Annotated in this window: 25 protein-coding genes; 24 read left to right on the plus strand and 1 reads right to left on the minus strand. The window is 58.5% G+C overall.

Translation table 11 applies throughout. The annotated features are described in order from the left end of the window. Nucleotides 1-90 precede the first annotated feature (90 nt). From trbB to trbI, 11 genes are all read left to right on the plus strand, one after another. Nucleotides 91-1,104 carry a P-type conjugative transfer ATPase TrbB gene (gene trbB / locus B0E33_RS30180; protein WP_077294666.1) on the plus strand — a complete coding sequence of 338 codons (1,014 nt, stop codon included), beginning with the start codon at nucleotides 91-93 and terminating at the stop codon, nucleotides 1,102-1,104. Further along, entirely contained in the window at nucleotides 1,094-1,453 is a 360-nt protein-coding gene (locus B0E33_RS30185) for a TrbC/VirB2 family protein (RefSeq protein WP_077294669.1), read from the plus strand. The genes trbB and B0E33_RS30185 overlap by 11 nt, the downstream gene beginning before the upstream one ends. Next, on the plus strand, nucleotides 1,446-1,742 hold the full coding sequence (locus B0E33_RS30190) for a conjugal transfer protein TrbD (protein ID WP_077294672.1): 297 nt from the start codon (nucleotides 1,446-1,448) through the stop codon (nucleotides 1,740-1,742). Before B0E33_RS30185 ends, B0E33_RS30190 begins: the two co-directional genes overlap by 8 nt. Before the next feature lie 2 nt (nucleotides 1,743-1,744). Beyond that, nucleotides 1,745-4,180: a conjugal transfer protein TrbE gene (locus tag B0E33_RS30195; protein ID WP_077294675.1), complete on the plus strand. Its 2,436-nt coding sequence runs from the start codon at nucleotides 1,745-1,747 to the stop codon at nucleotides 4,178-4,180. Further along, nucleotides 4,158-4,949 carry a P-type conjugative transfer protein TrbJ gene (gene trbJ, locus B0E33_RS30200; protein WP_077294678.1) on the plus strand — a complete coding sequence of 264 codons (792 nt, stop codon included), beginning with the start codon at nucleotides 4,158-4,160 and terminating at the stop codon, nucleotides 4,947-4,949. The genes B0E33_RS30195 and trbJ overlap by 23 nt, the downstream gene beginning before the upstream one ends. A gap of 4 nt (nucleotides 4,950-4,953) precedes the next feature. After that, nucleotides 4,954-5,196, plus strand: a complete 243-nt coding sequence (locus B0E33_RS30205) for a DUF2749 domain-containing protein (RefSeq protein WP_062492205.1) — start codon at nucleotides 4,954-4,956, stop codon at nucleotides 5,194-5,196. Nucleotides 5,197-5,216: 20 nt separating this feature from the next. Further along, nucleotides 5,217-6,434, plus strand: coding sequence for a P-type conjugative transfer protein TrbL (gene trbL, locus B0E33_RS30210; RefSeq protein ID WP_077294681.1), 1,218 nt, complete (start codon nucleotides 5,217-5,219; stop codon nucleotides 6,432-6,434). Between the two features lie 15 nt (nucleotides 6,435-6,449). Continuing rightward, complete coding sequence (gene trbF / locus B0E33_RS30215; RefSeq protein WP_062492203.1) at nucleotides 6,450-7,112, plus strand: conjugal transfer protein TrbF; 663 nt, start codon at nucleotides 6,450-6,452, stop codon at nucleotides 7,110-7,112. A 65-nt stretch (nucleotides 7,113-7,177) separates the two neighbouring features. Then, nucleotides 7,178-7,975 carry a P-type conjugative transfer protein TrbG gene (gene trbG, locus B0E33_RS30220; RefSeq protein ID WP_077294841.1) on the plus strand — a complete coding sequence of 266 codons (798 nt, stop codon included), beginning with the start codon at nucleotides 7,178-7,180 and terminating at the stop codon, nucleotides 7,973-7,975. A 2-nt stretch (nucleotides 7,976-7,977) separates the two neighbouring features. Beyond that, nucleotides 7,978-8,442: a conjugal transfer lipoprotein TrbH gene (locus tag B0E33_RS30225; RefSeq protein WP_062492199.1), complete on the plus strand. Its 465-nt coding sequence runs from the start codon at nucleotides 7,978-7,980 to the stop codon at nucleotides 8,440-8,442. Nucleotides 8,443-8,454: 12 nt separating this feature from the next. Next, nucleotides 8,455-9,798: an IncP-type conjugal transfer protein TrbI gene (gene trbI, locus B0E33_RS30230; protein WP_062492197.1), complete on the plus strand. Its 1,344-nt coding sequence runs from the start codon at nucleotides 8,455-8,457 to the stop codon at nucleotides 9,796-9,798. Between the two features lie 252 nt (nucleotides 9,799-10,050). Here the strand turns inward: trbI and B0E33_RS30235 are convergent, their stop codons facing one another. Next, nucleotides 10,051-10,425 (minus strand): MerR family transcriptional regulator, encoded by a 375-nt coding sequence (locus B0E33_RS30235; protein ID WP_439126698.1) that lies wholly within the window; start codon nucleotides 10,423-10,425, stop codon nucleotides 10,051-10,053. A 117-nt stretch (nucleotides 10,426-10,542) separates the two neighbouring features. Here B0E33_RS30235 and B0E33_RS30240 point away from each other — a divergent pair, with 117 nt between their 5' ends. The 13 genes from B0E33_RS30240 to B0E33_RS30300 all read left to right on the plus strand — a co-directional run bounded on the left by B0E33_RS30240 (nucleotide 10,543) and on the right by B0E33_RS30300 (nucleotide 19,356). Continuing rightward, nucleotides 10,543-10,929: a mercuric transporter MerT family protein gene (locus B0E33_RS30240; RefSeq protein WP_077294687.1), complete on the plus strand. Its 387-nt coding sequence runs from the start codon at nucleotides 10,543-10,545 to the stop codon at nucleotides 10,927-10,929. A 13-nt stretch (nucleotides 10,930-10,942) separates the two neighbouring features. Next, the gene (locus B0E33_RS30245; protein WP_077294690.1) at nucleotides 10,943-11,254 is read left to right on the plus strand and encodes a hypothetical protein; all 312 of its coding nucleotides are present in this window, start codon (nucleotides 10,943-10,945) and stop codon (nucleotides 11,252-11,254) included. A gap of 3 nt (nucleotides 11,255-11,257) precedes the next feature. Next, complete coding sequence (locus B0E33_RS30250; protein WP_156912582.1) at nucleotides 11,258-11,512, plus strand: hypothetical protein; 255 nt, start codon at nucleotides 11,258-11,260, stop codon at nucleotides 11,510-11,512. Further along, nucleotides 11,509-11,736, plus strand: a complete 228-nt coding sequence (gene merF, locus B0E33_RS30255; protein ID WP_077294696.1) for a mercury resistance system transport protein MerF — start codon at nucleotides 11,509-11,511, stop codon at nucleotides 11,734-11,736. The genes B0E33_RS30250 and merF overlap by 4 nt, the downstream gene beginning before the upstream one ends. After that, complete coding sequence (gene merA, locus B0E33_RS30260; RefSeq protein WP_077294699.1) at nucleotides 11,729-13,153, plus strand: mercury(II) reductase; 1,425 nt, start codon at nucleotides 11,729-11,731, stop codon at nucleotides 13,151-13,153. Before merF ends, merA begins: the two co-directional genes overlap by 8 nt. Before the next feature lie 69 nt (nucleotides 13,154-13,222). Then, nucleotides 13,223-13,891, plus strand: coding sequence for a cytochrome c biogenesis CcdA family protein (locus tag B0E33_RS30265; RefSeq protein WP_077294702.1), 669 nt, complete (start codon nucleotides 13,223-13,225; stop codon nucleotides 13,889-13,891). A 21-nt stretch (nucleotides 13,892-13,912) separates the two neighbouring features. After that, nucleotides 13,913-14,362: a hypothetical protein gene (locus B0E33_RS30270; protein WP_156912583.1), complete on the plus strand. Its 450-nt coding sequence runs from the start codon at nucleotides 13,913-13,915 to the stop codon at nucleotides 14,360-14,362. Between the two features lie 135 nt (nucleotides 14,363-14,497). After that, nucleotides 14,498-15,979 carry a multicopper oxidase family protein gene (locus B0E33_RS30275; protein ID WP_156912584.1) on the plus strand — a complete coding sequence of 494 codons (1,482 nt, stop codon included), beginning with the start codon at nucleotides 14,498-14,500 and terminating at the stop codon, nucleotides 15,977-15,979. Further along, a complete protein-coding gene (locus B0E33_RS30280) occupies nucleotides 15,976-16,692 on the plus strand; it encodes a c-type cytochrome (protein WP_077294707.1) in 717 nt (238 codons plus the stop codon). Before B0E33_RS30275 ends, B0E33_RS30280 begins: the two co-directional genes overlap by 4 nt. 218 nt (nucleotides 16,693-16,910) lie before the next feature. Continuing rightward, a complete protein-coding gene (locus B0E33_RS30285) occupies nucleotides 16,911-17,639 on the plus strand; it encodes a WD40/YVTN/BNR-like repeat-containing protein (RefSeq protein ID WP_228148171.1) in 729 nt (242 codons plus the stop codon). 11 nt (nucleotides 17,640-17,650) lie between these two features. Beyond that, a complete protein-coding gene (locus tag B0E33_RS30290; protein WP_228148172.1) occupies nucleotides 17,651-18,136 on the plus strand; it encodes a DUF411 domain-containing protein in 486 nt (161 codons plus the stop codon). Between the two features lie 132 nt (nucleotides 18,137-18,268). Further along, a complete protein-coding gene (locus B0E33_RS30295; RefSeq protein ID WP_077294713.1) occupies nucleotides 18,269-18,754 on the plus strand; it encodes a c-type cytochrome in 486 nt (161 codons plus the stop codon). Beyond that, nucleotides 18,751-19,356 carry a DsbE family thiol:disulfide interchange protein gene (locus B0E33_RS30300; RefSeq protein WP_077294716.1) on the plus strand — a complete coding sequence of 202 codons (606 nt, stop codon included), beginning with the start codon at nucleotides 18,751-18,753 and terminating at the stop codon, nucleotides 19,354-19,356. Before B0E33_RS30295 ends, B0E33_RS30300 begins: the two co-directional genes overlap by 4 nt. The last annotated feature ends 86 nt before the right edge of the window (nucleotides 19,357-19,442 follow it).

The raw sequence follows: 19,442 nt of genomic DNA on the forward strand, positions 1-19,442 counted from the left end.
GAAAAGATTATCGATACCGTTTGATATCGCTTTATAGAGTGTTACTGAGCGGTTAAAACTCAGCCCGTTTAGACAAATCAAGGGGTGGTCATGGTGGCCGTTAAAGGTGGTGAAAGCCGTCGCAGGCTGATCGCCGGGCTCGAGGATTCGCTTGGGAAAGCGATCATGTCGGCACTATCGGAGCATGACGTGGTTGAGATCATGCTCAACCCGGATGGGCAACTGTTCATCGAGCGCGTTGGTAAGGGCATGGAGCCCTCCGGCGAAATGACGCCCCATGACGCTCAAATCATTATGGGCAAGGTCGCCCATGCGCTCGGCACGGAAATCACCTCCGACAAACCGATCATTTCCGGCGAGCTGCCGATAGGCGGTCATCGTTTTGAGGGTCTTCTGCCACCGGTCGTTTCCAAGCCGTCCTTCACGATCCGCAAGAAGGCATCGCTCCTCATCCCGCTTTCCAAGTACGTCGAGGATGGCGTGATGACGGACGGCCAGGCCGCCGTGATCCGTGATGCCGTTGCCGGCCGCAAGAACATTCTGGTTTCGGGCGGCACTGGCACCGGCAAAACGACCCTGACGAACGCGATCATTGGCGAAATGGTTTCAAGCGCTCCGGATCATCGCCTCGTCATTCTGGAAGACACCGCGGAAATCCAGTGTGCGGCCAGGAACGCCGTGATCCTGCACACGTCCGACACCGTGGACATGCAGCGGCTTCTGAAATCGACCATGCGCTTGCGTCCCGACAGGATCATTGTCGGCGAAGTCCGCGATGGCGCAGCGCTGACGCTGCTCAAGGCATGGAACACGGGCCACCCGGGCGGCATCGCCACGGTTCACTCCGACAATGCCTATACCGCATTGACCCGGCTCGAACAGCTCATCGCGGAAGTCTCTCAGCAGCCAATGCCGCAAGTGATTGCGGAAGCTGTTGACCTGATTGTGTCAGTCGAGCGCTCCCCGGAGAAGGGACGCATCGTTCGGGACATCGTGACCGTCTCCGGGTTCCGGGACGGCTCCTATGACGTCCACTCAGCCGTCCTACCCAAGTTCCACACTGATGTTTCCAACGAAAGGCAAGGGAACCTCCATGTCGCGTAATTTTGCATTTCTTCTCGCCCTCGTGGGGGCCGGACTTATCTTCATTGAACCTGCCTTTGCCTCCGGGGGCGGTTCGCTTCCCTGGGAAGGCCCGCTTCAGCAGATCCAGGCCTCCATCAACGGTCCCGTCGCTGGCGCCGTTGGCCTGATCGCGGTCGCGATCGCCGGCGGCATGCTGATCTTCGGCGGCGAGCTCAACGACTTCGCCCGCCGCATGGCCTACGTGGTTCTGGTTCTCGGGATCCTTCTTGGCGCGTCCACGATCGTCGGCCTGTTCGGTTCTTCCGGTGCCTCCATCGGCATCGCTCCCGAAGTGGAAGCGGCAACCGTGGACCCGGCTCGTGACTGATGCGCCGGGCCTCAACAGAGCGCGGATTCATCGCGCTCTTTCACGCCCGACATTGTTGTTCGGGGCAGACCGGGAGCTGGTGCTCGTGACCGGTCTTGCCTCGGTCATTCTGATTTTCGTGATCCTGAAGCCCTATGCCGCCGTGCTCGGCGTGGCGATCTGGATCGTGGTGGTTGGCGTGCTGCGGATGATGGCCAAGGCGGACCCGCGGATGCGCGCTGTCTATCTGCGACACGTCAGATACCGCGCTTACTACCGGCCGACATCCACGCCCTGGCGGAAATACTGAACATGGTTGCCCTCAAAAGATTCCGGCACGTCGCGCCATCCTTTTCCGACCTGCTCCCTTACGCCGCGCTGGTCGACAACGGCATCGTGCTCCTCAAGGACGGGGGCCTGATGGCCGGTTGGTATTTTGCCGGGCCGGACAGCGAGAGCTCGACCGCCTTTGAGCGCAATGAGGTCTCCAGGCAGATCAATTCAATTCTCGCCCGCCTTGGCAATGGCTGGATGATCCAGATGGAAGCGGTTCGCATTCCCTCAACCGGATATCCGGTCAAGGAAAGCTCGCATTTTCCGGACCCGGTCACCGCCTTGATCGATGATGAGCGCCGACAGCGCTTTGAAGCCGGGGAGGGGCACTTCGAAAGTCAACACGCCATCATTCTGACTTACCGGCCGCCGGAGAAAAACAAGTCCAAGCTGGTGAAATACATCTATTCGGACGAAGCCAGCCGCAACACGTCTTTTGCCTCCCGGACGCTTGAGCACTTCAAGACGACGATCCGGGAATTTGAGCAGTATATGGCGAATGTCGTCTCGATCCGGCGTATGGAAACGCACGAGGTACCGGAAAGGGCAGGGGAGAGGCGCGGCCGCTACGATGACCTGCTGCAGTTTGCCCGCTTCGCGCTGATCGGAGAGAACCATCCGATCCGGCTGCCTGACATTGCGATGTATCTCGACTACCTGGTAACGGCGGAATTCCATCACGGTCTCAACCCCATAGTGGACGGCCGCTATGTCGGCGTCGTGGCGATCGACGGGTTTCCAGCCGAAAGCTGCCCGGGGATCCTGAACGCCCTCGATCTGATGCCGATCACCTATCGCTGGTCGAGCCGGTTCATCTTCCTTGATCCGATCGAGGCGCGCTCGGTGCTGGAAAAAACGCGCAAGAAGTGGCTGCAGAAGGTACGGCCGCTGATGGACCAGCTCTTCAAGACCAATTCCGGATCGCTCGATCAGGACGCCATGGTGATGGTTGGGGAAACCGAGGACGCGATTGCTGAGGCGAACTCGCAACTCGTCGCCTTCGGCCACTACACACCTGTCATCGTCCTCTTCGACACAAACCAGGCGCGGCTTCAAGAGAAGTGCGAGGCGGTGCGCCGGCTCGTTCAGAACGAAGGCTTTGGCGGGCGCATCGAAACCCTGAATACGACCGAAGCATTCCTGGGAAGTCTGCCCGGTGTTTCCTATGCCAACGTTCGCGAACCGCTGGTCAGCACGCGCAATCTCGCGGATCTGGCACCACTGAATTCCGTATGGGCCGGATCGCCGGAAGCACCATGCCCCTTTTACCCCGTAGGCTCCCCGCCACTCATGCAGGTGGCGTCAGGTTCGTCGCCGTTCCGGTTCAATCTCCATGTCGGCGATCTGGGGCATACGCTGATCTTCGGGCCGACCGGTTCGGGTAAATCGACGCTTCTGGCGCTGATCGCAGCTCAGTTCCGGCGCTATGAAAACGCGCAAGTCTTTGTCTTCGACAAGGGCAAGTCGATGTATCCGCTGACGCTTGCCGTTGGCGCGGATCACTATGACGTCGGCAAGTCGGAGACGCTTGCCATTGCACCGCTCTCTTCACTCGAGGACGACACCGACAAGGCGTTTGCTGCCGAGTGGCTGGAAACCCTGATCGAAATGCAGGGCGTGAAGGTGTTGCCGGAGCACCGCAACGCGATCACGACGCAGATTGACTTGATGTCAAAGTCGCAGCGCCGGTCGCTGACCGACTTCGTGTCGGGTGTCCAGAACCGAGAGATCAAGGACGCGCTGCAATATTACACGGTGGACGGTCCCATGGGTTCGCTCCTCGATGCGGAAACGGATGGCTTGTCACTCTCGAACTTCCAGACCTTCGAGATCGAGGAGCTGATGAACATGGGCGACCGGAACCTGATCCCGGTCCTGCTGTATCTGTTCCGCCGGATCGAAAAGCGCCTGACCGGTGAACCGAGTCTGCTCATTCTGGATGAAGCCTGGCTGATGCTCGGTCACCCAGTCTTTCGCGACAAGATCCGGGAATGGCTGAAAGTGCTGCGCAAGGCCAACTGCGCGGTGGTCCTGGCAACGCAATCGATCTCGGATGCCGACAGATCCGGCATCATCGACGTTCTGAAGGAAAGCTGTCCGACAAAGGTTTGTCTTCCCAACGGGGAGGCGAGGGTTTCCGGAACGCGCGCGTTTTACGAAAAGCTCGGCTTCAACGAGCAGCAGATTGAAATCATCGCCTCCGCGATCCCGAAGCGCGAGTACTACGTCACGTCTCCGGACGGGCGCCGGCTCTTCGACATGGCGCTCGGCCCGATCACGCTGTGCTTCGTCGGGGCGTCCGCCAAGGAAGATCTCAAGCGCATCGAAGACCTTCACCTTCACTACGGCGACAAATGGCCCACTGAGTGGCTCAAACAAAGAGGAATTGCCAATGCCGAACAGCTTCTTGGCTAGATCGCTCGCCAGCGTTCTTTGTGTGATCGGAATTGCAGGACCGGTCCAGGCTGGTGGCGCGGTCACCGGTGCGACCGAGTTCACCCAGATCCTCAACAACAGCGAGCTTATAGCCCTCGGCGGTCAGAACGCCGAGCAGATTGCCAATCAGGTGCAGCAGATCGGCAACCAGATCCAGATGATCGAAAATCAGATCTCCATCTACGAGAACATGCTGCAGAACACGCTCTCCCTGCCGATGCAGGTTTGGGGCGAGGTCGAACAGAACCTCGGCCAACTGCAGAGCCTGGTTCAGAAGGGTCAGGCGATGGCCTTCTCAATGGGCAATCTGGACGACACGCTGAAACAGCGGTTCCAGAGCTACGCCGACTTCGCGAAGAACGGCCTGCCGGACGGGCAGTCGTTTTCGACCATGTACCAAAGTTGGTCGGATACCAACCGCGATACCATCTCCTCGACCTTGAAAGCGGCCGGATACACCTCGGACCAGTTCGCGACCGAAGAGGCCACCATGCGTCAGCTCCGGCAGCATTCTCAGTCGGCCGCGGGCCAAAAGCAGGCCCTGCAGGTGGGTCATGAGATTGCAGCCCAGCAAGTCGAGCAGATGCAGAAGCTTCGGGGTCTGGTCTCTCAGCAGATGACCATGATGGGAACCTGGTACCAGTCCGAACAGACGGCACGCGATCACACGAAAGCAGCCTCAGATCAGTTTTTCAAAAACCCGAACGTCTCTTCTGGGAATGGGCAAGACTTCAAACCTCAGTGGTAAACATATGACATTCAAACTTCCCATCGTCGTGTTAATCGCGCTCCTCGCAGCTGTCGCCGGGGCGGGCACAACATACGTGATCGTACCGAAAACCGATCCCGAAGTTGCGGAACTGCTGAGACGCCAAGTTGAGTTGGCGGAAGAAGCAAAAGCAAAGCGTGAAGCCTCCCAGAAGGCCGCCAAAGAGTTCTTCAAGGCGCCTGATATTGAACCGGGCAACGGGCAGGATTTCAAACCTCAGTGGTAAGTAAGTAGGGGGCTGTGGCTATGGCCAGGAGGAAGTTCGGACCGCTTTTTGGAACACTCATTTTGGGAATGGTGTTCGCAAGCATATTTGCCTCGACTGGATTTGCTCAGAGCGGCGGTGCGCTGGATACTGTTCAAAACAGTTTGGCAAACGCCGCCAAGAGCTGGGAGTCCACGCTCATAAGCGGCGCAACGTCTCTCTTCTGGCTGCTAGCCACTATCGAGATCGGCTTGGCGGCTGTCTGGCTTGGCGTGAACGCTGCCTCTCTGGAGGTCTGGGCGACAGAATTGGTCAAACGGATCATTTTTATCGGCTTTTTCGCATTCGTACTGACTCAAGGCCCACAGCTAGCAAAGGACATCGTTGATAGCCTTTGGGGGATCGGAAGCGGAAGTGTCTCGGGTAAACTCTCCCCAGCGGACCTCTTCGATACAGGTTTGCAGGTCAACGGCATCCTGAATGAGCAAATTCAAAATCTGGATTGGACTGCCATTGCGCAAGCGTTGATGCTTGCCGGCTCCGGCCTCATCGTTCTCCTTTGCATGGCGTTGTTTGCGGCAGTTTTGCTCTCTGTCATCGTGGAAATGTACATCGGGCTTATCGCCGGCATGATCATGCTCGGTTTGGGTGGTTCGTCCTACACCAAAGACTTTGCTGTTCGTTATCTGATCTACGCGTTCAGCATCGGCATGAAATTGATGGCCCTCAGCATCATCGCCAAAACAGGTTCAACTCTTTTGACGAACCTCGCGGCGGATCCGACGATGACGACAACCGCATCCGGTCCCGGAATGCTGGCTGCAATAGCTTTGGCGATGTTCGCGCTTTCAATCTTCGTTCCGAATATTGTCCAGGGCGTGGTTCAAGGCGTGTCTGCCGGCAGCGGGATGGAGGTCATTAGAACGGGCCAAGGGACATCCTATTACGCTGGCGCGGCGTTTCGGCAAACCGCCAGTGTGGCAGGAGGAATTGCCGGAGCCGGGATCGGTGCCGCCGGAATAGCATCCGGTTCTTATCAAGCTGGAAGAGCCGCGTCCGATGCCGGGCACTCGCCAGCCCGCAGTGTTGCCGCTGCATTTGGCACAGGCGGAAAAGCCCTAGCCTCTGCTGCCGCGGATAAGTTGACCGGAGCGCCGAGTGCTCACGGGTCTTCAACGCTAGGTCTCGCCAATCACAAGCTGAAGCAATCCCTTCCAAACAAACCAACTGGCGGCGGGTCTTCGCCCAAATCCTCCTGAGCAATAGGCACCTAGATGGCAAAACACACTCCAATCGATAATCCCTATCTTGCCGCTCGGATGGAATGGAACGAGCGCTACGGATCGTACGTACGCACCGCTCGCGTTTGGCAGGGTATCGGCCTGCTCGCTATGGCGATGGCGATCATCGGCTTTGGGTTCGCGCTCTACCAGAGCACGCAGGTCAAGCTCGTTCCTTATATCGTCGAGGTGGACAAGCTCGGCACACCCGCGATCGGTGGTTTCCCTGCTCAGATCGAATACGCCGATGAGCGCGTTGTCCGTTCCATGCTCGGAGCCTGGATCACTAATTTCCGCTCTGTCACCCCGGACACGGTTGTCGCCAAGGGATACATCGACCGGGTTTACGCGATGCTGCGGCAGACGGACGTTGCCACCCAGAAGGTCAACAACTTCTACCGGACGAACTCTCCATTCGATCGCGCACAGTCCCGAACCGTGTCCGTCGAGGTGACAAGTATCGTCCCGCTCTCCAATCAATCTTATCAAATCGATTGGACGGAGATCGAACGGGACAGGAAGGGCAAAGAGCTTCAGACGAAGCGCTGGCGCGGAGTTGCAGCCGTGACCCTATCGCCACCACAGGACGAAGCTATCATCAGGCTAAATCCAATCGGTCTTTACCTAAAGGACTTCGATTGGACCGCGCAATTGTAAGCTAATCACACGCTCAGAGAGTGAAAGTTATGTTCCAGAAAATCAGACCGCACGCGGGCGTGTGCATGTTCGCGGCCGCGGCCGCCGTCATCGCCCTACCTGTTCAAGCATTGGCTGCCGACTACACGGCAAAGGAGCTGCGCGCCCTCGGGCTTTCGAGCGACTGGCGTAATGGCCGAGGCGTGATTACCAAAGGTCCGGACGGCAAGGTCATCTATCTCTATGGCCAGGTCCAGCCAACAGTGGTTTGCGCTCCCTTGCAGGTCTGCGACGTGGAGCTACAGCCTGGGGAAGCTGTTCGCAACGTCATGGTCGGGGACACTGTTCGCTGGAAGGTGGATCCGGCAACATCGGGGGGACCGGGCGGAAACTCGGTTCACCTGATCATCAAGCCGACAGAACCCGGGCTTGTCACATCCATGGTGGTGACGACATCGAGGCGCACCTACCAGATCAAGCTTCAAAGCGACAGTCACCGTTACATGGCCCGGGTGGGCTTCGATTACCCTGAAGACATCCAGGCGAAATTCGAAGCGGCCAATCGCCAGCTTGAGGCAAGCATCATCCCCGGCGCCGGCGTCCCGGCTGAAAACCTGGACTTCAAATATCACGTTCACGGGCAAGCCCGCTGGCGGCCGACACGTGTCTATTCGGACGGCACCAAAACTTACATCCAGTTTCCCTCAGGAATGGCGTCCGGGGATGCACCGGTTCTTTACATCACCTCCGGGGGACAGAACCAGATCGTCAACTATCGCCTGAAGGGCAGCCTCATGATCGTGGATTACACGATCGACCAGGCGGTACTCGTGTCCGGTGTTGGTTACAGCCAACAAAAAGTTCGCATCAACAGGGGAGGCTGATCATGTTGCACACACGCCGCTCAATTTTGAAAGCCATCGGCATTTCGGCGCTGATAACACCCATGGCAGGCTGCATGACGCAAAGTGGCTGGTTCAACCCGACAACAAGCGTTGATGCTGCCAATCTGTCGCCTTCAGCCGCAAGCATCGTCGCCGGCGACATGGTTGCGAAACTCTCTGAACATGTCGGAGCTGGAACGGGCACCATCTTCCTCAAGGCTGACAATTCCCAGTTCGGGCTTGCCCTCGAAAGTTCACTACGCGGATGGGGTTACGCGGTCGCGGAGGCCGACCAACAGCCATCGGGCGACACGATCATTCCCTTGGCTTACACGGTCGATTCCGATGCCGGGCAGATCTTCGTTCGCCTCACCACGCCAACTGTCGAGTTGGCACGGACCTATCAGGCAACGGCGGCCGGCGCGTCTCCGACGAGCCCTGTCTCCGTGCTGACGCGCACAGCGTAAGGGCCACCCTATATGAGCAATTCGGATTCCAATGTGCATCTGGCGGGTGACGACATTCGCGCCGACGATGAAGCTCCCAAGATACGTCGCTTAAACCGGCTGCCGATATTTCTATTCATCGGGCTCGTTGTCGTTTTCGGTGTTGTGATCATCTATGGCCTCGCGAACCGTGGCATCACGTCGGGCGGCAGTATTGTCGAGGATGGTGGTGGCACGCCGGCAAGCGGTTTTGCGGACCAACTCAAGGCCGGCATCAGCAACGGCGTTATCGATCCGCCAGGGCAACCGATCACGCCGGTTCGGCCGGAACCAGTTGAAGTTGCCAAACCGGAAATCGTGCAAGCGCAGAAGCCGTATAGCAATCCGTTTCAGCAGCAGCCCGTCTCATCGGACGCGGTGATCGAACCGCAGGAAACGGAGATAGATTGGCGCGAAAGGATGAAACGCCGCAACGAAGAGCAGGAAATGCAGGAATTGCAGCGCCAACGGATGAAGCGCCTGCAATCCATTGACGCGGCTTACGACAGTCCAATCGTCGTGAACATCGATGAACTGGAGGGGCAGGGGCAGGGATCGCAGACCACCCAGGGCAATCAGACAGGAAACGGGGCGTTTACGCGCAGCCCGTCTTCTCCTGATCTTCTATCCGCAGCCCTGCAGGCGGCTCAAGGCGGGGCTGCTAATGCCGATCCCAACGGACAATTCGGTAAACAGGATTTCTTCAATCAGGACATTTCGGAAGCCGGATATCTCGCGAACCGCGTTGTTCCGCAGCAGTCACCCTATGAATTGAAACGCGGCTCGGTGATCCCGGCAACGCTCATCACCGGCATTAATTCGGACCTTCCCGGCCGGATCACCGGCCAGGTCAGACAGAACGTCTATGATAGCGCAACCGGCCATCTGCTTTTGATCCCTCAAGGAACCAAACTGTTCGGCCGGTATGATTCCGATGTGTCGTTCGGTCAGAAGCGCGTGCTCGTCGTCTGGACAGATATCATCTTCCCAAATGGAGCTACTTTGCAGATCGGCTCCATGGGGGGCGTTGACGGCGAAGGTTATGGCGGTTTCAAGGACAAGGTGAACAACCATTACCTGCGCACCTTTGGGTCCGCAGCGCTTCTCGCAATTATCGGAACTGGAATTGATATGGCTGTTCCGGAGAGCTCTACGCTTTCCACCCAGGACACGGCCTCAGATGCCGCCCGCCGCAACTTCGCGGAAGTGTTCGGCCGGGTGGTGGAGCGGACCATCAACAAGAACCTCGATGTCCAGCCGACACTTCAGATCCGGCCGGGATACAATTTTAATATTCTGGTCGATCAGGACATCATCTTTCCGGGATCGTATGGCTGACTATGCTGGAATACAGGAAGGCAATTGAATTAGCGGCCAGAACAAGATTTGCCAAAAATCCTGCGCTTAGTTGGAACGAACTTCGAGCAATCGATTTGACCAGTCTGATTTTCACGACCTGCTACAGCGACAGTCTTTATTTAAGAAGAAACTCGCACAGGCTTATTTGAGCACCGCGTTTGTCAGGTGCAAACAGCCGGCACAGCCCCCGGGGCGAGCAACTTAGCGGGACAGTCAATCACCCAATAGGTACTACGCTTCAAAGAGCGTTTGGATAATCGGACAGGTCGGGACATCTCCCTTGGCGCATTCAGACGCCATTTTAGTCAGAGCCTTCTCCAGCTTCTTCAGGTGCTGAATCTTTTCCCTCACAGAGCTCAGGTGTTCCATTGTCATGGCATGCACCTCACCGCAACTGATGCCTTTCTGGTCGACCATTTTCAGCATCTCGCGGATCTCGTCGATGCTGAACCCGAGTTCCCGGCTCCGCTTGATAAACGACAAACGTTGAAGGTGGTCGTGGGTGTATTGCCGGTTGCCTCCGGCGGTCCGGTCAGGCTTGGGCATCAATTCAATGCGTTCATAGTACCGGATCGTCTCGATATTGACACCGGCTTCGCTGGACATTGCCCCAATCGGATAGCCTCGCGCGTTCGTGATCCCGGACATGAGAGAAACTCCTTGCATCTGTAGTGACTACAGACGGTAAGCCTTCCCCATAGTCAGATCAATGGGGGTGCCGGAATGACGACGGACATACATCCAGTGACCAAAAGAGAAACAGACCTTGGTGCGAAGGCCGCTACCGCCGGCGGCATACTTGGCGCACTTGCAATGACGTCCTGCTGTATTCTGCCTCTGGTTCTTTTCAGCCTCGGGGCCACAGGCGCCTGGATCGGTCAGCTTGGTGCGCTCACCCAGTACAAATGGATCTTTTTCGCGTTTGCCGGAGGCGCACTCGGCTATGGGTTCTGGAAGGTTTACAGGCCGACGCCGCAGGCCTGCGATGATGGGAGTTGCGACCGCCCCCTGCAAAAGCGGTTCATGAAAAGAGCACTGTGGAGCGCAACTTTCGTTGTCGCGCTCTCCTTGGCCTTCCCGTACCTCGCTCCGCCGCTGCTCGGCTACTGAGAAAGGATCCTCCATGAAAAAGACGTTTATGACACTTGCCGTTTTGTTCCTGGCAACCGGAGCAACACACGCAGAAGAACGAAAAGCGCGGATCGAGGTCACTGGCCTTTGGTGCCCGTCTTGTTCTTACATCGTCGGCGAGGCGCTGCAGAAATCCGAGAGCGTCGCGATATTGAATTTCCAAGAACACGAAGATGGCCGGTCCGGTGTCTACACAATCACGTTCGACGATGCTGTGACGGATTTGGGGGAGATCGCCGCACAACCTGCTGCATACGGGTACACGGCGGTATTGCTGGACGATGGAACGAACTCCGGAAGTTGACCTGTGAGTGACAAACCCTTGGGAATGATGCTGGCGACGGCGGTTGCCGCTCCCGTCATGATTGTCTGCTGCGGTGGCGGTCTGGCGTTCGTCGGTTCCGCGGCAACAGGATTGATTGCCCACTTTTCCGGTTCCGGTGTCGTGTTGTCGGTGCTGACTGCCGCAATCGCAGGTTTTCTCGCTTATTTCCTGCGCCAAAGGTCGCGACTGTCGGCCGGGGAAGGCTGCGGAGAAGACAATAGGAAAAATATGAAATGAACAACAAGCTCCTGGCGACAGGGGTAATAGGTACAGTGATCGCTGCGCTTTGCTGCTTCACACCGGTTCTCGTCGTATTGTTCGGTGCCGTTGGGCTGTCAGCCTTCGTTGGCCTTCTTGACTACGTCCTGTTGCCCGCTCTCCTCGCCTTTGTACTTCTCACACTCTATGCGCTTGTTCGCAATGCACGACGCCAACGCAACGAAGGAAACCGGAATGTCTGACTGTTGTTCGAAGAGGAACGGATCCTACCACCTGGCTGTGGTCGGCGCGGGCTCAGCCGGGTTCTCGGCCGCGATCACGGCGGCCGAGGAAGGTGCCCGGGTTGCCCTGATCGGTCACGGCGTCATAGGAGGAACTTGCGTCAATGTCGGTTGCGTGCCGTCGAAGGCGATGATCCGGGCTATGGAGATCATGCACGCGCCAAAAGCCGCTCGAAGATTTGACGGGATAGAGGCGACGGCGCAGATCACGGATTGGGCCGCCGTAATCCGCCAGAAACAGGCGCTGGTCGATGACCTGCGAGCTGCAAAATATATCGACGTCCTGCCCCAACACAACAACATCGCCTATCTGGAAGGTGAGGCTCGTTTCATTGCCGGCGGGCAGCTGACCTTGGAAGGAGAGGTCATCAAAGCTGAGAAGATCCTCCTTGCCACGGGATCCCGGCCGCAGGTGCCTGACATTCCCGGAATGGCCCAGGTACGCCCTCACGACAGCACATCAATTCTCGATGTTCAGAAGCGCCCGGAATCTTTGATTGTCATGGGAGGCGGATACATCGGTGTCGAATTGGCGCAAGTTTTTGCCCGTGCGGGTACGCGCGTCACCATTGTGAGCCGCCGAGGATTGCTGCCGGAGGCGGAACCGGAAATCGGTGATGCGCTGACGCGGGCGTTTGAAGACGAAGGCATTGTCGTCCAAACCATCAAGAGCTACACAGAAGTTTTGATGCGTGACGGCCGCATTGCACTGAGGGTCGAAACCGAACATGGAACCGGAATCCTGGAAGCGGAGGACCTTCTTCTTGCGACAGGTCGTACGCCCAACACGCAAAATCTTGCGTTGGACCTGGCCGGAATCGCCACCGACCAGCGTGGCGCGATCCTTGTCGATGACCGGATGCGTACCAGCCAGAAAAACATCTACGCCGCCGGCGATGTAACCGGACGTGATCAATTCGTGTATATGGCAGCCTACGGTGCCAAACTGGCCGCGAAAAACGCGATGAACGCCGATAGCTTGGTCTATGACAATGCTACCATGCCGGCAATCGTCTTCTCCGATCCCCAGGTTGCAAGCGTCGGTTTCACTGAGGCCGCCGCGAAGGTTGCCGGCCACACTGTTCGCACTTCAGTCTTGTCGCTCGAGCACGTTCCTCGAGCACTCGCAGCCCGGGACACGCGCGGGCTCATCAAACTTGTCGCGGACGGAAACACCAAGCGGTTGCTCGGGGCACATATACTTGCTCCGGAAGGTGCCGACAGTATCCAGACCGCGGCGATGGCGCTCAAGGCGGGAATGACATACGAAGAGCTCGGCGCGATGATCTTCCCATACCTCACAACGGTTGAAGGGTTGAAGCTTGCTGCGCAGACTTTCGAAAAGGATGTAGCGGCTCTCAGCTGTTGTGCAGGTTGACAGGGGCAGTCTTGAGCTTCCAGCAGGTAGAACTTGTATAAACGGCAAAGAACCTGATTGGAAACCGCGTTGGACCTGACCTTTCAAACATTCAGTCTGGCATTTGGTCTTGGACTGCTGGGTTTTATCGAACCCTGCACGATCGGTGCGCACCTCATATTCGTAAACCGGCAATTACAAAATCCGTCTGAATATCGACTGGTGGCAGTAAGTACCTTCATTCTTGCACGCGTTATCGTCATGGCCGGCTTTGGCGGGGCTATTGTCATGTTGGGCCAAATGTTGATCGGGGTTCAGACCGGCTTCTGGCTGGTGTTTGGGGCCCTTTACCTGGCCCTGGGTCTGTTCATGATTGCAGGCTTTGGCCGGATTTTGCGCCGAAAGTTCGAGGTCGCTCCGGAGCGCTGGCGAATTGCCGGAAATCCACTCCTGCAGGGGCTCGCCTTTGGTTTGAACATTCCTGCATGTGCGGCGCCGATCCTATTCGCTCTTATAGGAACAGTGGCACTTACCGGTTCCCCTGTCTCTGGCGTAGTGCTGATGGGTACTTTCGCACTGGCCCTGTCTGTGCCGCTTCTGCCGCTGACCGTTTGGCCACGCTCTGCGGGTTTTCTTTCCCGGATGGCGGACTGGTTGAGGGCACGGCGCTGGATTCTCGGCCTAGTATTCGTCCTGCTTGGCATTTGGTCGATATGGTTCGGCCTTTTTGTCGATCCTGCGGACTGGAGCGGAAGGTGACGCCGCGCCGAAGATTTTGGCATGTTGTCGGTACCTTCCCGGCCATCCTTCTTTACGGCCCGCTCGGTTCAAGAGCAGTCTTCAACAAAACGTAAGTCGACAGGTTTCGCATTTTCCGGTAATGAGCGTCTTATGACGAGGTATGTCCGAATCTTCATGATCGTGCTGCTCGCTGCTTTCGCGGCGGGAACCGTGGCGCATGCCGCGGGTTCAGCCAAAATGACCATGAAGATGGCTTTTGTCTTAGGCGACGGGACGGACATTGGCGATTGCAAGGATTGCCTGGACGACAAGAACGCTGCGCAACAGTGCGATAACGTATGTATCTCGCCGATCCTGGCAGTAGTGCCCCTGGGACAATTCACCTTGCATGGATCACAGGCGGCTGCCGAAAGTCCGGTTCTGCAAAGCGTGACCGGACGCACTGGTCTGCCGGAACCCTATCCTCCCCGATCAATCATCCTGAGCTGACGCCGCGCGGACTTAACTTTCCGGCTAGCGGCGCCCGAAGTCATGTGCGGTAAAACCGACTGCCCATGATCTCGATATGCTTTGCGCAGAGTGCGCGTTGCTATTCAAGCACCCTCTCAGGATGGTTGGAACGTCATGGCCATGTATCTGCCGACGCTGACGCGTCGGACATTCCTCACACGCACCGCAGCTTTCTCGGCTGGTGCAGTGCTTCCGGTTCTTGGACTACGAAATGCCCAGGCGGCCTCCATTAGGGAGTTCCGGCTGAAGGCATCACCGGGACGGACGCAACTCGTTCCGGATACTTATGGAAACACGCCGGTCTGGGCCTACAACGGCACAGTGCCCGGCCCGGCAATTCGTGTCCGTCAAGGCGATCGCATTCATGTCGTGATCGACAACGGCCTTGAGGAAGAGACCACCGTCCACTGGCACGGTGTGCGCACGCCGAACGCCATGGACGGCGTGCCGCATCTGACGCAGACGCCGATCGCTCCCGGTGAGACCTTCACCTACGAGTTCGACGCCGTCGATGCCGGTACCTATTGGTATCACCCTCACTTAAACAGCACGGTGCAGGTGGGGCGCGGTCTCTACGGCCCGCTGATCATCGAGGAATCCGAGCCGGTTCGCGTCGACCGAGAACTGATCTGGGTTCTCGACGATTGGCGACTCACCGGGGACGCAGCGATCAGCGACGATTTCGGCAACCCCCATGACTTGATGCATAACGGACGTATCGGCAACACGGTCACCGTCAACGGCCGTGTTCCGGAGAGCATTGCGGTCCGTGCTGGAGAGCGCATCCGGCTGCGCCTGATCAATGCTGCCAATGCCCGGATCTTTGGCCTCGACTTTGCAAACCTCGAGCCGGTTGTGATCGCCCTCGACGGGCAACCCGTGACGCCGCACGCACCGGCGAACGGGCTCGTCACGCTCGGTCCAGCCATGCGGGTGGACCTGATCCTCGACATGACCGGCCGGCCAGGCAGCCGGGTCTCTGTGGTGGACCGGTTCTACAAGGGACAGGAGTACCGGTTGGTCGATCTCGCCTATGCGGAAGCGGCGCTCAGGAAAGCTGCTCCTGACTGGCCTCTTGAACTTCAAGACAATCCGCTTGCCGAGCCGGACCTGGGCGACGCGATCCGGCACGAGGTCACGTTCAACGGCGGCATGATGGGCCAGATGATCATGGCCGAAATGGGCGGCAGCATGGGGAACGAAGCCTCCGGTGGAATGATGGGCAACATGATGAACATGATGCATGGCCGGGGCATCTGGTTCATCAACGGCAAGGCCGCCACCGGTCATGTGATGGACCCGCTGCTGACGGTGCCGCGCGACAGCACATGCGTCCTGGCAATGACAAACGCAACGGCCTGGCATCATCCAATCCACCTGCACGGACATTCCTTCCGCGTCCTGTCACGGAACGGTCTGCCTACAACGCATCGTGAGTGGCAAGACACCGTGTTGATGGCACCGCGCGAGAAGGTCGAGATCGCCTTCGTCGCCGACAATCCGGGAGACTGGATGTTTCACTGCCACATTCTTGAGCACCAGGCCGCTGGCATGATGGGGGTGATCCGCGTTTCCGGAAAAGAGGAGCGGATATGAGCCGGGTAGCCCTTTTCCTCGCCGCGTTGGCCGGCCTTTCAGTCAGTTCGGCCGCACTCGCAGACGGGGACGTGAGGCGTGGTGCGCAGGTCTATCGCGCCTGCGTTGCTTGCCATGCCCTCGAACCGGGGTTGCATCTCAGCGGCCCGAGCCTCGACAGCTTCCTGGGCCGTACGGCGGGTACGGCGGAGGGGTTTGTTCGTTATTCAAGCGGGCTAAAGGACGCCGGTATCTTCTGGAACGCGGCTACGCTCGACGGTTGGCTGAAAGACCCGGCGGATATGATCCCTGGTACCTACATGACCTTCCGAGGGATCGACGATCCTCAGGCGCGCACCGATCTGCTCGCCTTTCTCGCTATCGCCGGCCAGCCCGCCGGTGGCAAAAAGGTCGTTGATGAAGGACTTATGCCCGCTGGTTGGTTGCGGGCCGGGGCGCCGGAGCCGATCGGCGAGCCATCGCCGGAGACGCATGTCACGGCAATCCGCCATTGTGGCGACAGCTACTTCATCACCACTGGCGACGGGCGGGAAACGCCCTACTGGGAGAAGAACATCCGGCTCAAGATCGACAGCGCCGAGACCGGCCCGCCGGTCGGCCTGCCTGTGATCCTTGGTGCTGGCATGGGCGGTGACCGTTTCTCGGTGATCTTCCGGAGCCTTGCCGATCTCCAACAATTTGTCACGGAAAGCTGCGAGGCACGCCGAACATGAAAGATATCGACATGAGAGTAATGACCCAAAGTTCCTACCGCCTTTCGAGGCGCGCTTTTCTCGGTGCTTTGCTAGTGGGGACTGGCCTCATAAACCTGCCTTTGGGCGTTCGCAACGCGTTTGCAGCAACCCGTCTGTCAATTGCATTCGATGGCGATGCTTTGATCCTGGCCGGTAAGACTCTTTCCCGCAGCGACGGCTCCGGCGGCTGGAGGGAGATGCCCGCACCGGCGGTGAACGGCATCTTGTCGCTCGCAACGCACCCGGGCCGGCCTGGCCGGATCGCGGCGGGGCTCGCGGGTGGCGGCTTCGCTATTTCCGAGGATGGCGCGCGCACTTGGGAGACGAGAAGCACTGGTCTACCCGACGCCCCGGTATCAGCAGTCACCATTGCGGTGGGAGAGCCAAATACGATCTACGCGGCCATTCGCGGCGACGGTCTTTGGAAGAGCGAAGATGCCGGTGGCTCTTGGGCCCTCGCGATGGACCGACCGTGGCTGGCGGACGCAGAGCACGATCTGACGGCATTGGCCTCGGTCGATCTAGCAACGGGCATGGGCGGTATCTGGATCTATGCCGGAACCGAACTTGGTCTCACGCGCGTGCCCGACTGCTTCTGCCGCTGGCAGGAGGTTCAGCCGGGCGATGCGATGGACGCGCTTGCATCGGGGAAACCGGCTCCGTCGGAAGCGCCCCTTCCCGAAGGTGGGACAATCAACGGATTGGTCAGCGCGGCATCCCAACCCGCTCGCCTTTACGCCGCGCTGCCTTCGGGCATCTGGAGATCTCAGGACGCCGGAGTCGTGTGGTCGCAAATATCGGGCACGGCCTCGCTCGCCCTCGCCGTTCACCCCACCAATGCCGATCATGTCGTCGCCATCAGAGGCGATGGCCTTGTCGAAAGCCGCGATGGCGGCGCGAACTGGACCGCGCTCGCAGGGGCATAATGGAGAATGTCATGAACAAGATAAAAAATGCCGCAGTCGTCGTTGCCGTGTTCGCCGCTGCGGGTATCGCCTACTGGTCGTTGGGGTCAACCGACGCTCCCCTTCAAAGTGTTGCTGCCGCCACTTCGGGGTCCAAGGAGATCACCATCTGGCGTGATCCGGGATGTGGGTGTTGCGATGCCTACGCGGTCTATCTGGAAGGCAATGGCTATGTAGTGACGCGCGTCGACGACCGGAATTTTGACAAGCGCTCCATCGAAGCCGGGGTACCTGAAAAGGGTCTTGGATGCCATTTGGCCGAGATCGACGGTTATATCGTGAGCGGGCTCGTGCCGGCCGAGATCATCGAACGGCTTGTCACTGAGCGGCCGGATATCACCGGGATCACCTTGCCCGGCATGCCCGCCAACGCTCCCGGCATGGCTCCATCCAAGACCGGTACGTTGAAGACCTACGCGTTTGGTGAGGGCGGTGTCTCCGTCTATGCCGATGAATGAGTTCATGAGTGAAGCAATAGATGGTGCCAAAATCGGTCTGATGATAGCCGGGGGCCTTTTTGTGACGATTCTAGTCTTCGGCGCCGTGATCTTCGGGTTCTACACGTTCGTGAAACACTTGAGGGGGCCGCGATGAGGCGCAAGCTGTTTTTCGTCTCCGCTATCGTCGTTTCCGTTCTGTCAGCCATCGGCGCATTCGCGCAACAGGAGGATGGCAAGGAGAAATCGCAAACGGTGACCTTCCTTGGTCAGCCTGTGACGAGCAAGCAGATTGCCCTGGGTCAGAGGGTCTACGGCGAATACTGCGCTTCCTGCCATGGAGCCAGCCTTGAGGGCCAGCCGGACTGGAAGCGCCGGCTGGAAAACGGCCGCATGCAAGCGCCGCCGCACGACGAGACTGGCCACACATGGCATCACTCGGACCAGGATCTGTTTGACATCACAAAGCTCGGCGTTGGCGGTGTCGTTGCGGGCTATGAGAGCGACATGCCCGCTTTCGGGGACATCCTGAGCGACAAGGAGATCACCGCCGCGCTCGCATTCATCAAGAGCACCTGGCCCGAACGCCAGCGGGACGTGCAGGCTCGCATTTCAGCCAAGGACGGGGGTGCTTCATGAGCCATGCCAATGAATATGCCATTGTCTCTACGCGCCGCCGCAATTTTCTGGCGTTTCTGCCTCTGGCTGGAGCGGTCCTGCTAGGCGTGGTGCTCGCCTGGGGCTTGACCCGCGATCCGAGTATTCTCCCGTCCACACTTATCGGTAAGTCCGTGCCTGCGTTTGAGCTGCCGCCGGTCAAGGGGCGGACACTCGGATTGTCGAGCACCGATCTCAAAGGCGAAGTCTCGCTGGTCAATGTCTTCGCCTCCTGGTGCGTTGCTTGCCGCGCGGAGCACCCTCTGTTCATGAAGCTTGCTGCACAAGGCGCCGTTCCGCTGCACGGCCTTAACTATAAAGACCAGCCGGATGACGCGGCGCAATGGCTGGACAGCCTTGGCGATCCTTACACGCGTACGGGGGCCGACATCAGCGGACGCGTGGCGATTGATTGGGGTGTATACGGCGTACCTGAAACGTTCGTCATCAGCGCGGACGGACGCGTCACCTACAAGCATATCGGACCCGTGAATGAGGAGGTGCTTACCCGCACCATCCTGCCGCTCGTTGAAGAGCTGCGCCGTCAGGCTAAAGGCGACAACGCCCTGGGTGACGGCCAATGAAGAAGCTCCTGCAGGGACAGCGCGCGATCGTATTTCTGGCGGTAGGCACGCTCGCACTGACCGTGATCGCGATCGTTGGCGTGACC

Origin of the sequence: Roseibium algicola, assembly GCF_001999245.1 — a bacterium.
Taxonomy (GTDB): domain Bacteria; phylum Pseudomonadota; class Alphaproteobacteria; order Rhizobiales; family Stappiaceae; genus Roseibium; species Roseibium algicola.

What these genes read in the sequence shown, in the direction of transcription:
- B0E33_RS30285 (WP_228148171.1), top strand. Translation starts at nt 16,911, where the DNA reads ATGCCCGCACCGGCGGTGAACGGCATCTTGTCGCTCGCAACGCACCCG.
- trbB (WP_077294666.1), top strand. Translation starts at nt 91, where the DNA reads ATGGTGGCCGTTAAAGGTGGTGAAAGCCGTCGCAGGCTGATCGCCGGG.
- B0E33_RS30240 (WP_077294687.1), top strand. Translation starts at nt 10,543, where the DNA reads ATGACGACGGACATACATCCAGTGACCAAAAGAGAAACAGACCTTGGT.
- B0E33_RS30275 (WP_156912584.1), top strand. Translation starts at nt 14,498, where the DNA reads ATGGCCATGTATCTGCCGACGCTGACGCGTCGGACATTCCTCACACGC.
- B0E33_RS30195 (WP_077294675.1), top strand. Translation starts at nt 1,745, where the DNA reads ATGGTTGCCCTCAAAAGATTCCGGCACGTCGCGCCATCCTTTTCCGAC.
- B0E33_RS30235 (WP_439126698.1), bottom strand. Translation starts at nt 10,425, where the DNA reads ATGTCCAGCGAAGCCGGTGTCAATATCGAGACGATCCGGTACTATGAA.
- trbF (WP_062492203.1), top strand. Translation starts at nt 6,450, where the DNA reads ATGGCAAAACACACTCCAATCGATAATCCCTATCTTGCCGCTCGGATG.
- B0E33_RS30205 (WP_062492205.1), top strand. Translation starts at nt 4,954, where the DNA reads ATGACATTCAAACTTCCCATCGTCGTGTTAATCGCGCTCCTCGCAGCT.
- trbG (WP_077294841.1), top strand. Translation starts at nt 7,178, where the DNA reads ATGTTCGCGGCCGCGGCCGCCGTCATCGCCCTACCTGTTCAAGCATTG.
- B0E33_RS30300 (WP_077294716.1), top strand. Translation starts at nt 18,751, where the DNA reads ATGAGCCATGCCAATGAATATGCCATTGTCTCTACGCGCCGCCGCAAT.
- B0E33_RS30280 (WP_077294707.1), top strand. Translation starts at nt 15,976, where the DNA reads ATGAGCCGGGTAGCCCTTTTCCTCGCCGCGTTGGCCGGCCTTTCAGTC.
- B0E33_RS30290 (WP_228148172.1), top strand. Translation starts at nt 17,651, where the DNA reads ATGAACAAGATAAAAAATGCCGCAGTCGTCGTTGCCGTGTTCGCCGCT.
- B0E33_RS30245 (WP_077294690.1), top strand. Translation starts at nt 10,943, where the DNA reads ATGAAAAAGACGTTTATGACACTTGCCGTTTTGTTCCTGGCAACCGGA.
- trbL (WP_077294681.1), top strand. Translation starts at nt 5,217, where the DNA reads ATGGCCAGGAGGAAGTTCGGACCGCTTTTTGGAACACTCATTTTGGGA.
- merF (WP_077294696.1), top strand. Translation starts at nt 11,509, where the DNA reads ATGAACAACAAGCTCCTGGCGACAGGGGTAATAGGTACAGTGATCGCT.
- trbI (WP_062492197.1), top strand. Translation starts at nt 8,455, where the DNA reads ATGAGCAATTCGGATTCCAATGTGCATCTGGCGGGTGACGACATTCGC.
- B0E33_RS30225 (WP_062492199.1), top strand. Translation starts at nt 7,978, where the DNA reads ATGTTGCACACACGCCGCTCAATTTTGAAAGCCATCGGCATTTCGGCG.
- B0E33_RS30295 (WP_077294713.1), top strand. Translation starts at nt 18,269, where the DNA reads ATGAGGCGCAAGCTGTTTTTCGTCTCCGCTATCGTCGTTTCCGTTCTG.
- trbJ (WP_077294678.1), top strand. Translation starts at nt 4,158, where the DNA reads ATGCCGAACAGCTTCTTGGCTAGATCGCTCGCCAGCGTTCTTTGTGTG.
- B0E33_RS30185 (WP_077294669.1), top strand. Translation starts at nt 1,094, where the DNA reads ATGTCGCGTAATTTTGCATTTCTTCTCGCCCTCGTGGGGGCCGGACTT.
- merA (WP_077294699.1), top strand. Translation starts at nt 11,729, where the DNA reads ATGTCTGACTGTTGTTCGAAGAGGAACGGATCCTACCACCTGGCTGTG.
- B0E33_RS30270 (WP_156912583.1), top strand. Translation starts at nt 13,913, where the DNA reads ATGTTGTCGGTACCTTCCCGGCCATCCTTCTTTACGGCCCGCTCGGTT.